General features: G+C 66.8%; 14 protein-coding genes and 1 other RNA gene. 8 read left to right on the forward strand and 7 right to left on the reverse strand.

Annotated elements, in window-relative coordinates; genetic code table 11:
- Positions 1–669, reverse strand: coding sequence for a cytochrome c family protein (locus tag WJU21_RS08375; protein WP_346322955.1), 669 nt, complete (start codon positions 667–669; stop codon positions 1–3).
- Positions 670–829: 160 nt separating this feature from the next.
- On the opposite strand from WJU21_RS08375, the gene WJU21_RS08380 reads away from it, so the two are divergent.
- Entirely contained in the window at positions 830–1,687 is an 858-nt protein-coding gene (locus tag WJU21_RS08380) for a prephenate dehydratase (protein ID WP_346323480.1), read from the forward strand.
- Positions 1,688–1,817: 130 nt separating this feature from the next.
- Here WJU21_RS08380 and nudC read toward each other — a convergent pair whose 3' ends face one another.
- The 3 genes from nudC to WJU21_RS08395 are packed head-to-tail and all read right to left on the reverse strand — an operon-like array spanning position 1,818 to position 3,684.
- A complete protein-coding gene (gene nudC / locus WJU21_RS08385; protein ID WP_346322956.1) occupies positions 1,818–2,762 on the reverse strand; it encodes an NAD(+) diphosphatase in 945 nt (314 codons plus the stop codon).
- Positions 2,763–2,809: 47 nt separating this feature from the next.
- The gene (locus tag WJU21_RS08390) at positions 2,810–3,295 is read right to left on the reverse strand and encodes a YetF domain-containing protein (RefSeq protein WP_346322957.1); all 486 of its coding nucleotides are present in this window, start codon (positions 3,293–3,295) and stop codon (positions 2,810–2,812) included.
- The gene (locus WJU21_RS08395) at positions 3,292–3,684 is read right to left on the reverse strand and encodes an MgtC/SapB family protein (RefSeq protein WP_346322958.1); all 393 of its coding nucleotides are present in this window, start codon (positions 3,682–3,684) and stop codon (positions 3,292–3,294) included. The genes WJU21_RS08390 and WJU21_RS08395 overlap by 4 nt, the downstream gene beginning before the upstream one ends.
- 467 nt (positions 3,685–4,151) lie before the next feature.
- Here WJU21_RS08395 and ffs point away from each other — a divergent pair.
- The 4 genes from ffs (at position 4,152) to recR (ending at position 7,092) form a co-directional block, all read left to right on the forward strand.
- Positions 4,152–4,248, forward strand: an RNA gene (ffs, locus tag WJU21_RS08400) — signal recognition particle sRNA small type.
- 50 nt (positions 4,249–4,298) lie between these two features.
- Complete coding sequence (locus WJU21_RS08405; protein WP_346322959.1) at positions 4,299–6,080, forward strand: DNA polymerase III subunit gamma/tau; 1,782 nt, start codon at positions 4,299–4,301, stop codon at positions 6,078–6,080.
- Positions 6,077–6,400 carry a YbaB/EbfC family nucleoid-associated protein gene (locus WJU21_RS08410; protein WP_346322960.1) on the forward strand — a complete coding sequence of 108 codons (324 nt, stop codon included), beginning with the start codon at positions 6,077–6,079 and terminating at the stop codon, positions 6,398–6,400. The genes WJU21_RS08405 and WJU21_RS08410 overlap by 4 nt, the downstream gene beginning before the upstream one ends.
- An 89-nt stretch (positions 6,401–6,489) precedes the next feature.
- Positions 6,490–7,092, forward strand: a complete 603-nt coding sequence (gene recR, locus WJU21_RS08415; RefSeq protein WP_346322961.1) for a recombination mediator RecR — start codon at positions 6,490–6,492, stop codon at positions 7,090–7,092.
- A gap of 3 nt (positions 7,093–7,095) precedes the next feature.
- On the opposite strand, the gene rmuC is transcribed toward recR, so the two are convergent.
- Complete coding sequence (gene rmuC, locus WJU21_RS08420; RefSeq protein ID WP_346322962.1) at positions 7,096–8,172, reverse strand: DNA recombination protein RmuC; 1,077 nt, start codon at positions 8,170–8,172, stop codon at positions 7,096–7,098.
- Between the two features lie 134 nt (positions 8,173–8,306).
- On the opposite strand from rmuC, the gene def reads away from it, so the two are divergent.
- Genes def through truA form a run of 3 tightly spaced genes read left to right on the forward strand, consistent with a single transcriptional unit; the run spans position 8,307 to position 10,508 of the window.
- Complete coding sequence (gene def / locus WJU21_RS08425; protein ID WP_346322963.1) at positions 8,307–8,825, forward strand: peptide deformylase; 519 nt, start codon at positions 8,307–8,309, stop codon at positions 8,823–8,825.
- A 13-nt stretch (positions 8,826–8,838) separates the two neighbouring features.
- Positions 8,839–9,762: a methionyl-tRNA formyltransferase gene (fmt, locus tag WJU21_RS08430; RefSeq protein WP_346322964.1), complete on the forward strand. Its 924-nt coding sequence runs from the start codon at positions 8,839–8,841 to the stop codon at positions 9,760–9,762.
- A complete protein-coding gene (gene truA, locus WJU21_RS08435; RefSeq protein ID WP_346322965.1) occupies positions 9,762–10,508 on the forward strand; it encodes a tRNA pseudouridine(38-40) synthase TruA in 747 nt (248 codons plus the stop codon). Before fmt ends, truA begins: the two co-directional genes overlap by 1 nt.
- Here the strand turns inward: truA and dapE are convergent.
- Together dapE and dapD are read right to left on the reverse strand one after the other, a co-directional pair.
- Positions 10,493–11,641: a succinyl-diaminopimelate desuccinylase gene (dapE, locus tag WJU21_RS08440; RefSeq protein ID WP_346322966.1), complete on the reverse strand. Its 1,149-nt coding sequence runs from the start codon at positions 11,639–11,641 to the stop codon at positions 10,493–10,495. The genes truA and dapE overlap by 16 nt on opposite strands.
- Positions 11,642–11,698: 57 nt before the next feature.
- Complete coding sequence (gene dapD / locus WJU21_RS08445; protein WP_346322967.1) at positions 11,699–12,544, reverse strand: 2,3,4,5-tetrahydropyridine-2,6-dicarboxylate N-succinyltransferase; 846 nt, start codon at positions 12,542–12,544, stop codon at positions 11,699–11,701.
- Positions 12,545–12,565 lie beyond the last annotated feature (21 nt).

Here is a 12,565-nt window from a genome sequence, read left to right on the forward strand (position 1 = left end):
TCAGCCTTGCGGCGCGGGCGCCGGAGCGGCCTCTTCCGCAGGGACCGCGCCGTCCGCAGGGGCCGCGCCGTCCGCAGGCGCGGCGCCGTCGGCCGGCGTTGCCTCGTCGGCCGGTTCCTCGGCAGGTGCTTCGGGCGGCGGCTCCGGCAGCGGCGGCGGATTTGCCGCATTGGCAGCCAGATAGAGGATGACATTTGCGCGGTCCTGTCCATCGGGCAGTCCGGCGAAACCCATCTTGTTGCCGGGGATGTAGGAGCGCGGGCTGGCCAGCCAATGGTCCATTTCCTCGTAGCCCCAGGTGCCGCCATGGCTCTTCAGGGCCTCGGAATAGGAGAAGCCTTCCATGTGGGCGAAATGATTGCCCACGGTGTTGTACAGATTGGGGCCGACCTTGTTGGCGCCGCCCTGCTCGATCGTGTGGCATGCCAGGCATTTCTTGAACACCTTGGCGCCGTCCTCGGCGCTGCCCTTGGCCAGCAGCACGGCCAGCGGCTCCTCCTTCGGCGCTTCGGCCGCGGTCTCGGTCGCTTCGACGCCGGGAACCTGCCAGCCTTTTTCGGCCACTTCAGGTTCGTGATTCACGATCTCGTTGACCTGGCGAAGGCCCATGACCACGAGCATCGCAAACAGCACCGCGCCCGCGATCTTGTTCCACTCAAAACTGTCCACTGTTTCCGCCCTTCTTCTTCAGGCCGTGCTTCAGGCCCCTGGGGTCCGAAATTTGCGCGGAATTTAGCCGCTTCCCCCGTTCGTTTGCAAGCCGTATAACCGGCCACCTGCCCGCACATTTATGCGGCCTAGGATTGCACGGAAAGAGCAGAGCGTGACCATCGCGGACGGCGCCAGCCCCAACAGGACCATCGCCTTCCAGGGCGAACCGGGCGCGTATTCGCACCTGTCGTGCCGCAATGCACGGCCCGATATGTCGCCGCTTCCCTGTGCCACGTTCGAGGATACCTACCAGGCCGTTGCCGATGGCCGCGCGGCACTCGCCATGATCCCGATCGAGAATTCCCTGGCCGGACGCGTGGCGGACAACCACCATTTGCTGCCGGATTCGGGCCTGCACATCATTGGCGAGCACTTCCAGCGCGTGAACCATAAATTGCTGGGTCTGAAGGGTACGACCATCGCCGACCTGCGCGAGGTCCACAGCCATGTCCAGGCGCTGGGACAGTGCCGCGAACGGCTGCGCGGGCTGGGCCTGAGGCCGGTCGCCAATGCCGATACCGCGGGCGCGGCCAAGATGATCGCCGGGAAAGGCGACAGGACTCTCGGCGCGCTGGCCTCTTCGCTCGCCGCCGAGATCTACGGCCTCGACATCCTGCTGGAAGAAGCGGAGGACGCGGGACACAACACCACCCGCTTCGTCATCCTGTCGCGCGAGCCCGCTGTGCCCGCGCCCGGCACGCCCACCATGATGAGCTTCGTGTTCGAGGTGCGGAACGTGCCGGCAGCGCTCTACAAGAGCCTGGGCGGCTTCGCCACCAACGGCGTCAACATGACCAAGCTGGAAAGTTACCAGCTCGAGGGCAGCTTCAAGGCCACCATGTTCTATGCCGACATCGAAGGGCACCCCGAAGACCGAGCGGTGCAGCTGGCCATGGAAGAGCTGCGGTTCTTCTCGACCACGGTGAAGGTGCTGGGCGTCTACCCGAAGAATGCGTTCCGCGACACGCTGGACTAGCGTTCTTTGTGCGCCGCCGTCGTCGTGCGCCAGGCGAAGCAGACCAGGCTATTCTCCGCGCGAGCGGCAACAGCACGGCTGGATGACCGCGTCGCCACGCGCCTGGCAACGGCGATAAAGGGGCGACCGGCTAGTCTACCGACGCCCAGCTCTTGATGAGTTGGTGGGCGATGGCATGAGGCGGCGGCATCCAGACCCGGTCGCGGTGCTTGCCTTCCAGCGCCTCGCGGATCAGTCCCTTCTCGAACCAGACCGCTTCCTCGAGCTCGTCTCCGGGCAGCTCGATCTTGTCGTCGAGCGCGATGGCATGGCAGCCGATCATCAGCGAGGCGGGGAACGGCCAGGGCTGGCTGGAGTGGTAGCGCACCTCGCCGACCGGCACGCCCGATTCTTCCTGGATCTCGCGGCGCACCGCCTCCTCGAGGGATTCGCCCGGCTCGATGAAGCCCGCCAGCGCCGAATACATGTGCGGTGGAAAGATTTTCTGCCGGCCCAGCAGGCAGCGCCCTTCATGGATCGCGAGCATGATCACCACAGGATCGGTGCGCGGGAAGTGCGACGCCTTGCACGCCTCGTTGGTGCAGATGCGCGACGCGCCGGACTGGCGCATCGCGGTCAGCGAGCCGCATACCGAGCAGAAGGTTCGGCGGCTGTGCCAGTCGATCAGCGGCTTGGCCTGGGCGATGATCGCCGCGTCGCCCCGGTCGAGGCTCGCCGCGCTCATGCGCAGGTCGGGAAAGATGCCCATGCCGGCAAAATCGCCGCTGTTCTCGGGATCCTTCTCCGCCGAGATGTCGACGGCGAAATGGGCGCGTCCGTCGGCCGTTCCCAGGAACACCCAGGCGGCGCCGGCGTCGATGATCGGCAGTGCCATCAACCCGTTGACCCACTGGATGCGCAGGGTCTCGCCTGGCTTGATCAGCGGCTTGGTGCGCCAGATGCAGATGAAGCGTGTATCGGCCGCGCGCATCATGGCATCGACCCTGCCCGAATCGCCGCGCAGGATCTCGCAGCGATCGAGCGGACTGCCGGCGAACACGTTATGGGTTTCGAGAACGGGAATATGGTTCAGCATGGCGCGCAGATTAGCCGCTCATTCGCCGGGGCGAAACTCCAATAAATCTAAGAGCTGCGGCTGGGTATCACGCTCAGCGCGCCGTCCGTTTCAAGAACGACGGCGGCCACTTTGGCGATGTCGTCGTGGCCGTGTTTCCGGAGGGCGGCCTCGATCTCCTCGCGGGTAACCCGCTGCCGCCGCATGGCCCCGGGCAGATAGGCGCCATCGCGCACCAGCAGCGAAGGCTCGCTCTTGATCATGCCGCGAAACCACCGGTTCCGGACCGACATCCAGGTGATGACAAACTGGAGGACGATGAGCAGCGCGAACGCCAGCAGCCCTTCCGCCAGGGGCACCGAACGGTCCAGCAACACGCTCGCCAGGGTCGAGCCCAGCGCAACGGTCACCACCAGATCGAAGGCGTTCATCTTGCTCAGCGTACGCTTGCCGGAAATGCGCAGCAGGACAATCAAGCCCGCATAGGCCAGCACGCCGATCAACAGGGCCCGGCCCAGGCCGCTCCAGCTATTGAAGAAAATGTCAGGCGTCATGACTCGTCCTCCCCAGGATCGCCCACCACCCTGTCACTCACCCGGGAAAGCACCAGCAGGCTGAGGATGTTTATCAATGCCAGGACGACGGCGATGTTCGCCCGCTGGAACCCTATCGCGGTGCCGATCGCGCCGGCGTTCCAGATGCTGGCGGCGGTGACCAGTCCGCGGACATTGGCGCCGCCGCCAATGAACCCGATCCCCGTCACCACACCCTGCAGGACACGCGCCCGCGCCTCCACGTTGTTCGCCGCCTCGGCGTCTATGATCATGGCAAATCCGCAGGCGGCCATGGCCACGACCGGGAAGGTGCGAAAGCCGACACTGTGCCGGCCCCGCCCGCGCTCCCAGCCAATCGGCAGCACCAGCAGAAAGGCCAGGACGACCAATCCCAGACCAGACGCTGCATGTCCAAACCGATTGCCGCCACCCGCTACTCCCTTACAGGACGAGTTCACCGCGGCTGCAGACTCGCCGACACACGAACGCCCGCGAGGCGGGTCGGTTCCACGCCGGAGCGCGCGGGTCGTTCCGGATCCGGACGGGAAACCGGCCTGCCGGACGAGGCGCGAATTTCGGGTAATTCAACGCTGATGAAGAAGCGACATACCGTATCTTGATATTTCGCTCGGTTCGTTCAATATGGATGGTGTCGTCAACATATAGAAAGGAGGTGGTCCGATGTCTCATTGTCACACGCCGAAAGGTGCACTGAGGGCACTGACCTCCGCCGTGGAGTTCGGTCGCTAGTCGCGCCATAACGGCTGACAATGGAAGGGCCGCTCCGAAAGGGGCGGCCCTTCGATTTTTGCACCTGCCCTTGCCACGCTGAAACAAATGCCCGATATAGAGGGCGGGAGGTTGGCGGTGGGCAGATCACTCGCCAACCCGGTCAGGTCCGGAAGGAAGCAGCCGTAACGAGCCCGATTTGGGTCACTCGTCCAGCCTCCTCCCATACATCGCGGCACCGCCAGACAGCAGGCCGCCCCGGCGCGCGGAACGGATGACGGACGGCACAGCCCAGATCCCCGAGACCAACACGCAGGCCACCCCCTACCGGGTGCTGGCGCGCAAGTACCGCCCGGGTACCTTCGCGGCGCTGATCGGCCAGGAGCCGATGGTCCGCACCCTCAAGAATGCCATCGACAGCGGCCGCCTGGCGCACGCCTTCGTGCTGACCGGCGTGCGCGGCGTGGGCAAGACCACCACCGCGCGGCTGATCGCCCGTGCGCTGAACTGCGTCGGCGCCGACGGGCAGGGCGGTCCGACGGTCGATCCCTGCGGCGTCTGCCGCCAATGTCTCGCCATCGCCGAATCGCGGCATGTGGACGTGATCGAGATGGACGCCGCCAGCCGCACCGGCATCGACGACATCCGCGAGATCATCGACGGCGTGCGCTATGCGCCCGGCGACGCGCGCTACAAGATCTACATCATCGACGAGGTCCACATGTTGTCGAAGCAGGCCTTCAACGGCCTGCTGAAGACGCTGGAAGAGCCGCCGCCACACGTGAAATTCATCTTCGCCACCACCGAGATCCGCAAGGTACCGATCACGGTGCTGTCGCGGTGCCAGCGATTCGATCTGCGCCGGGTGGAAGGCGCCACGCTGAAGCAGCACTTCGCCTCGCTCGCTGCACTGGAGAATGTGGAAATCGACGACGACGCGCTGGCCATGATCGCCCGCGCGGCCGACGGCTCGGTGCGCGACGGGCTGTCGCTGATGGATCAGGCCATTTCCCACGGCGCGGGCAAGGTCGACGCAGCGCAGGTGCGCGACATGCTGGGCCTGGCCGACCGGGCCCGCGTGCTCGACCTGTTCGAGGCGGTGATAAGCGGCGACATCCGCACCGCCCTGGCCAATGTCCGCGAGCAATACAATTCGGGCGCCGATCCGGCCACCATCATCGAGGACCTGCTGGGCGTCACCCACTGGCTGACCCAGATGAGGCTCGCCCCCGAGGCCAGCACCGACGGCCTGCCCGAGGCCGAACGCCAGTTCGGCGAGAAGATCGTCAGCAGCCTCACCATGCCGTCGCTGACCCGCGCCTGGCAGATGCTGCTGAAGGGCCTGGAGGAAACCCGCGCCGCGCCAGCGCCGATCAGCGCGGCAGAAATGGTGCTGATCCGCCTCGCCTATGCCGCCGACCTGCCTAGCCCGGCCGACCTCGTGAAAAAGCTGCAGGGTACACCGGCCACGAGCGCGGGCGCCGCGCCGTCTGCGCCAGCCGCACCCCAGCCGTCGGGCGGCAATGGCGGCGCCTCGGCCGTCTCCCATGGCGGATCGGCGCGTGCCGAGACCGCGCCCATGGCCCACGCCGCCCCGCAGCCGCAGGCCAGCGGTTTGCCGCAGCCGCGCAGCTTCCTTGATCTGGTCGCGCTAGCCGTCGAGCAGAAGGAAGGCGTGCTGGAGGCCCATCTGATCGACAACGTGCACCTGGTGCGCTTCCAGCCCGGTCGCATCGAGCTGCGCCCGGCCGGCCGTGCCCCGCCCGACCTGATCGGCAAGCTCAGCCAGCGCCTCCACGAATGGACCGGCGTGCGCTGGGTGGTGACGGTCTCAAGCGAACCGGGCGAGCCGACCCTGCGCGAGCAGCGGCAGGCCGCCGAGCGCCAGCGCCACGATGAAGTCAACGAGCATCCGCTGGTAAAGGCCGCGCTGCGCGCCTTTCCCGGCGCACAGGTAACATCGATCATCGATACCGCCGCGGCGGACCCGGCACCGTCAGAGGCCGATTCCGTTATCGACGCGGACCCGGACGATTTGGAGGAACTGGACCTATGAAGAATCTTGCCGGCATGCTGAAACAGGCCCAGCAGATGCAGCAGAAGATGGCCGATATGCAGGCCGCACTTGACGGTGCCGAGGTGGACGGCAGCGCCGGCGGCGGCATGGTCGTTGTCACCCTGTCGGGCAAGGGCGAGATGAAGCGCATCCGCATCGACAAGTCGATCGCCACGCCCGACGACGTGGAAATGCTCGAGGACCTGATCCTGGCCGCCCACAAGGATGCCAAGGCCCAGGCCGAGGCATATGCCGCCGAGGAAATGAAGAAGGTCACCGGCGGCCTTGAGCTGCCGCCCGGCATGAGCCTGCCGTTCTAGAGCGGTTCATTGAAGACCCCACCACGCCTTTCCGGTTTGTCGCGGCTTTCGGGCAGCAGGGCGAGCCCGCCTCGCAGGGCTGCGCTTTAGTGGCCGCGCCCGTCATCAGCCCGGAGATCGACGGGCTGATCCAGATTCTCGCCAAGCTGCCGGGGCTCGGCCCCCGCTCGGCCCGGCGCGCGACCCTTCACCTGTTGAAGAAGGGCCCGTCGGCCATGGAATCCCTCGCCCGGGCGCTGACCGAGGCGGCGATCAACATCAAGCCCTGCGGCGTCTGCGGCAATCTGGATACAGTGGACCCGTGCCACATCTGCACCGATCCCCGGCGCGACCCGTCGATCCTGTGCGTCGTCGAGGAGGTGGCCGATCTGTGGGCGCTGGAGCGGGCCGCCTACAAGGGCCGCTATCACATATTGGGCGGCGTGCTGTCGGCGCTCGACGGCGTCGGCCCCGACGACCTCAACATCGCCGGGCTGATCGACCGGGCAAGCCGCCCCGAAGTGACCGAGATCATCCTGGCCATGAACGCCACGGTCGACGGCCAGACCACCGCCCACTACGTCACGGACCGCCTGCAGGATGCGGGCGTGACCGTTACCAGCCTGGCGCACGGCGTGCCCATGGGCGGCGAACTGGATTACCTGGACGACGGGACGCTGACGACGGCGCTCAGGGCGAGACGGCCGTTCTAGGCCCTAATTCTCCACCACCAGCTTCACCACCGGTTCGGCCTTGTCGAGCTCCAGCTCCTCGATCTTGCCGGCGCGGCTGGTCACCTTCTTGCTGGAGATGACGATCTCGTCGATGTCGCGGCTGGCCTGGTTGAAATGGGTCTGCAGATTGTCGACCCGCTTGTCGAGCCGGCGGATGTCCTCCATCAGCACGGCCACTTCCTTCTGGATCAGGCCGGCCTGCTCGCGCATCCGCACATCGCGCAGGATTGCGCGCACGGTGTTCAGCGTCGCCATCATGGTGGTGGGCGACACAATCCACACCTTGGCGGCGAACGACTTTTCCACCACCTCGCGGAAATTGGCGTGCAACTCGGCATAGACCGCCTCGGACGGCAGGAACATCAGCGCCGAATCGGCGGTGCCCTCGACCGCCACGTAGCGTTCGGCGATATCGGCCACGTGCTTCAGCACGTCGACCCGGAAGGCGCGCTCGGCCAGCTTGCGTTCGTCACCGCGCTCGGCGGCCCGCAGCAGCCGATAGCTTTCCAGCGGGAACTTGGCGTCGATGGCGATCGAGCCTGGCGGATTGGGAAGGTGAATCAGGCAATCCGCGCGCTTGCCGTTGGCCAGCGTCACCTGGAACTCGTAGGCCGAGGGCGGCAGGACCTGGGATACCAGGTCGTTGAGCTGGATCTCGCCGAAGGCGCCGCGCGCCTGCTTGTTGGACAGGATATCCTGCAGGCCGACCACGTCGTTGGACAGCTTGACCAGATTGTCCTGGGCCTTGTCGATGACGTTGAGCCGTTCCTGGATCTCGCCCAGCGACTTGGCGGTTTTCTCGGCGTTCTGGCTGAAGCCTTCCCCCAGCCGGTGGGTGACGCTGTCGAGCCGCTGGTTGATGGCGCCCTGCAGGTTGACCTGGCTTTCCGCCAGCGCCTGGAGCCGCGCGGTCAGGCTGGCGAGCTGTTCGGCCTGCCATTGGGCCATCGGGTCCTGGCGCGGCTGCTTCAGATGATTGAGCACCAGCCAAAAACCGCCGGCGACCAGCAGGACGACAACGATCAGGCCGAAAACGAGCAAGGCGCCTGTGTCTTCCATCAATATGTCGTCGCTCCCGATATTGGCGGCCAATCCGTGACATAGGGTACCATGCCGGGATTCGCCGTGCCCAGCGCCGCTTGACGCTCCCGGCCACCCGTACTAACTACCGGCAAACAGACCAGCGAGCAAACATGGCCATCCGCACCATCGTCACTGTCCCCGATCCAATCCTGAAACAGGTGTCAAAGCCTGTGGAGACGGTCGACGACGCGCTCCGCGCGTTGATGGATGACATGCTCGAGACCATGTACGACGCGCCCGGCATCGGTCTCGCCGCCATCCAGGTGGGCGTGCCCAAGCGGGTGCTGGTGATGGACATCGCCACGGAAGAGGAGGGCCGCATGCCGCGGCACTTCGTCAACCCGGAGATCGTCTGGGAATCCGAGGAACTGGCCTCCTACCAGGAAGGCTGCCTGTCGGTGCCGGAGTCTTTCGGCGACGTCGACCGCCCGGCCGAGGTCAAGGTCCGCTACCTGGACTACAATGGCGAGCCGCGCGAAATCCACGCGACCGGCCTGCTCGCCACCTGCATCCAGCACGAGATGGACCACCTGAACGGCGTGCTGTTCATCGATCACCTGTCGCGGATGAAGCGCGACATCATCGTGCGCAAGCTGACCAAGGCGCGCAAAATCGAAGCCGCCGAGTAACCGGACGCCAACGATGCGCATTGCCTTCATGGGCACGCCCGATTTCGCGGCGCGCATCCTCGCCGATCTTGCCGACTGGTCGCGGATCCACGGACACGAGGTCGTCGCCGTTTACAGCCAGCCGCCGCGCGAGGCAGGCCGCGGCAAGAAACCGCAGCCGTCGCCGGTGCACCGCCTGGCTGACGCGCTGGGCATTCCCGTCCTGACGCCCGGGAACCTGAAATCCGCTACGGACCAGCACGACTTCGCCGCGCTCGATCTCGACGTGGCGGTTGTCGCCGCCTACGGGCTGATCCTGCCGAAGCCGATCCTCGATGCGCCGCGCCTTGGCTGTCTCAACGTCCACGCCTCGCTGCTGCCCCGCTGGCGCGGCGCGGCGCCGATCCAGCGGGCGATCATGGCCGGCGACCAGACTACCGGCGTGTGCATCATGCGCATGGAGGAAGGCCTCGACACCGGCCCGGTCTACCGCCGCGAGGAAATTCCCATCGGTCCCGAGATGACCGCAGGCGAGTTGCACGACGTCCTGGCCGCGCTGGGCAGCGCGCCCTTGTTCGCGGCACTGTCCGACCTCGAGGCCGGCGCGGCGCCCGTGCCGCAGGCCGTGGACGGCGTCACCTACGCGAAGAAGATCGACAAGGCCGAGGCCCGCATCGACTGGACCCGCCCCGCGATCGAGGTGGACCGGCAGATCCGCGGCCTCAGCCCGTTTCCCGGCGCGTGGTTCGAGCTGCGCGGCGAGCGTATCAAGGCGCTGCGCAGCCGGCTCGCCGCCGGATCGGGCGCGCCCGGCACGGTACTCGACGACCTGCTGACCGTCGCATGCGGCGACGGCGCGGTCGCGTTGACCCAATTGCAGCGAGCCGGGAAGGGCGCCATGGACGCCAGATCGTTGCTGCGCGGTTTTCCCGTCGCATGCGGCGAGGCGCTCGCCTGATGCCCCGCTATCGGCTGACCATCGAATATGACGGCGGGCCGTTCGTCGGCTTCCAGCGCCAGACCAATGGACCATCGATCCAGGCGGCGCTGGAGCGCGCCATCGAGCGGTTCAGCGGCGAGGCGGTGACCATCATCGGCGCCGGCCGCACCGACGCCGGCGTACACGCGGAAGGCCAGGTGGTGCATTTCGACCTGCTGGCGGACAAGGGTCCGAACGAGGTCCAGGGCGCGCTCAACCATCACCTGAAGCCCGATCCGGTGGCCGTGCTGGACGCGGCGGTCGCCGCGCCGGACTTCCATGCCCGGTTCGACGCCGTCGGCCGCGCCTACCGCTACCGCATCGTCAACCGGCGCCCGCCGCTGACTCTGGACCGCGGCCTCGCCTGGCAGGTGCCGGTACCGCTCGACGCGGGCGCCATGCACGCGGCGGCCCAGCACCTGGTCGGCAGACACGACTTCACCACGTTCCGCTCGGCCCATTGCCAGGCGCAGTCGCCGCTCAAGACCCTGGACCGGCTGGACGTCTCGCGCCACGGCGCCGAACTCACCGTGATCGCCGAAGCGCGCTCGTTCCTGCATCACCAGGTGCGCTCCATGGTCGGCACCCTGAAGCTGGTGGGCGAAGGCAAATGGACGCCAGACGACGTGGCGGCGGCGCTGGAAGCGCGGGACCGGCAGCGGCTGGGGCTGAATGCGCCGCCCGACGGGCTTTACCTGACGCGGGTGGTCTATCCGGCGAAATAACGCCGCAGGACTTCCTCATAGATCGTCGTCAGGCCGTCGATGTCGGAGACCGCGACCCGTTCATCGACCTTGTGCATGGTGCCGCTCGCCATGCCGAACTCGATCACCGGGCAATAATCCTTGATGAATCGCGCGTCGGACGTGCCGCCGGTGGTGCTCAACTCCGGCTCCCTGCCCAGCACGGCCTTGCAGGCATCGACGACCAGCCGGCTGAGCTTGCCGGGCGGCGTGAGGAAGGATTCGCCGCTGACCTTGACGGCGAGGTCGTAAGGGATCAGTTCGTGGTCGAGCGCGTGGCGCACCAGCCGCTCGACGTCCTGGGACGAATGGTCGCTGTTGAAGCGCACGTTGAAGCGGCAACGGGCCCAGGCCGGGATGACATTCTCGGCCCCCGGACTGGTCTCGATGGCGGTGATCTCCAGGTTCGACGCCTGGAAGTGGGCATTGCCCCGGTCGAGCTCCAGCCCGGCCAGCCGGGTCATCAGCCGCACGAGCCTTGGCGCCGGATTGTCGGCCAGGTGCGGATAGGCCACGTGCCCCTGCACGCCGTTGACCGTAATGAGGCCATTGAGGCTGCCGCGCCGGCCGATCTTGGCCATGTCGCCCAGCCGGATGGGATTGGTCGGCTCGCCGACGAGGCAATGGGTGAGTTGCTCGCCTTCCTCCCGAAGCGCTTCCAGCACCTTCCTGGTGCCGTTGATCGATGGGCCTTCCTCGTCGCCGGTGATCAGCAGGCTGATGGAGCCTGGAAAGCCCGGCGCCGCTTCGGCGAAGCGCCCGGCGGCAGCGGCGAAGCAGGCGATGGCCGCCTTCATGTCGGCGGCGCCCCGGCCGAACAGGACGCCGTCGATGATCTCGGCGCCGAACGGATCGACGGTCCAGCCGGCCAGGTCGCCCACCGGCACCACGTCCGTGTGGCCGGCGAAGCAGAAATTCGGCAGCGCCGTGCCGAGCCGCGCATAGAGGTTGTCGATGTCGGGCGTGCCCTCCTCGGAGAACACATACCGCCGGCACACGAAGCCGACCTGCTCCAGCGCCCGCTGCAGCACGTCGAGCGCCCCCGCATCCGCCGGCGTCACGCTCGGACAGCGGATGAGTTCCTGGGTCAGCTTGATTGGATCAATGCCTGCCACACCACACCCCAAAATCGTCATCCCCGCACACGCCGGGATGATGGCAGAGAGAGGCGGTTAAGTCCGCAGAAGTTCGTTGATCGAGGTCTTCGACCGCGTCTTCGCGTCGACCCGCTTCACGATCACCGCGCAATAGAGGCTCGGGCCGGGCGAGCCGTCGGGCAGGGCCTTGCCGGGAAGTGTTCCCGGCACCACCACCGAATAGGCGGGCACGCGGCCAAAGAACACCTCGCCGGTCTCCCGGTCGACGATCTTGGTGCTGGCGCCGATATAAACGCCCATGGACAGCACCGAGCCTTCCTCGACGATGACGCCTTCGGCGACTTCCGAGCGGGCGCCGATGAACACGTGGTCCTCGATGCGGACCGGGTCGGCCTGCAGCGGCTCGAGCACGCCGCCGATGCCGGCGCCGCCGGAGATGTGACAGTTCTTGCCGATCTGGGCGCAGGAACCGACCGTCGCCCAGGTATCGACCATGGTGTTTTCGCCCACATGGGCGCCCAGATTGACGAAGCTGGGCATCAGCACCGCGCCGGGCGCGATATAGGCCGAGCGGCGCACGAAGCAGCCGGGCACGGCGCGGAAACCGGCAGCGCGGAAATGCTCGCCGGTCCAGCCCTCGAACTTGGACGGCACCTTGTCGAACCAGCGGGCGTGGTTGCCCGGGCCGCCCATGATCGGCTCCATGTCGTTGAGCCGGAACGACAGCAGCACCGCCTTCTTCAGCCACTGGTTGACCACCCAGCCGCCATCGGCCTTCTCGGCCACGCGCGCCTTGCCGGCGTCGAGCGCATCGAGCGCCGAATCGACCGCGTCGCGCACTTCGCCGGTGGTGGTCAGGGAAATCCCGTCGCGCTCGTCCCAGGCGCGGTCGATGATGGGCTCCAGGCTCGTCAGGCTCATGGTTTTATCCTTAAATCTTGA

Origin of the sequence: Emcibacter sp. SYSU 3D8 (assembly GCF_039655875.1) — a bacterium.
Lineage (GTDB): Bacteria > Pseudomonadota > Alphaproteobacteria > SMXS01 > SMXS01 > RI-34.

Coding starts and splice junctions, on each gene's coding strand:
- WJU21_RS08410 (WP_346322960.1), top strand. CDS start 6,077: ATGAAGAATCTTGCCGGCATGCTGAAACAGGCCCAGCAGATGCAGCAG.
- fmt (WP_346322964.1), top strand. CDS start 8,839: ATGCGCATTGCCTTCATGGGCACGCCCGATTTCGCGGCGCGCATCCTC.
- WJU21_RS08405 (WP_346322959.1), top strand. CDS start 4,299: ATGACGGACGGCACAGCCCAGATCCCCGAGACCAACACGCAGGCCACC.
- WJU21_RS08390 (WP_346322957.1), bottom strand. CDS start 3,295: ATGACGCCTGACATTTTCTTCAATAGCTGGAGCGGCCTGGGCCGGGCC.
- nudC (WP_346322956.1), bottom strand. CDS start 2,762: ATGCTGAACCATATTCCCGTTCTCGAAACCCATAACGTGTTCGCCGGC.
- rmuC (WP_346322962.1), bottom strand. CDS start 8,172: ATGGAAGACACAGGCGCCTTGCTCGTTTTCGGCCTGATCGTTGTCGTC.
- def (WP_346322963.1), top strand. CDS start 8,307: ATGGCCATCCGCACCATCGTCACTGTCCCCGATCCAATCCTGAAACAG.
- dapD (WP_346322967.1), bottom strand. CDS start 12,544: ATGAGCCTGACGAGCCTGGAGCCCATCATCGACCGCGCCTGGGACGAG.
- truA (WP_346322965.1), top strand. CDS start 9,762: ATGCCCCGCTATCGGCTGACCATCGAATATGACGGCGGGCCGTTCGTC.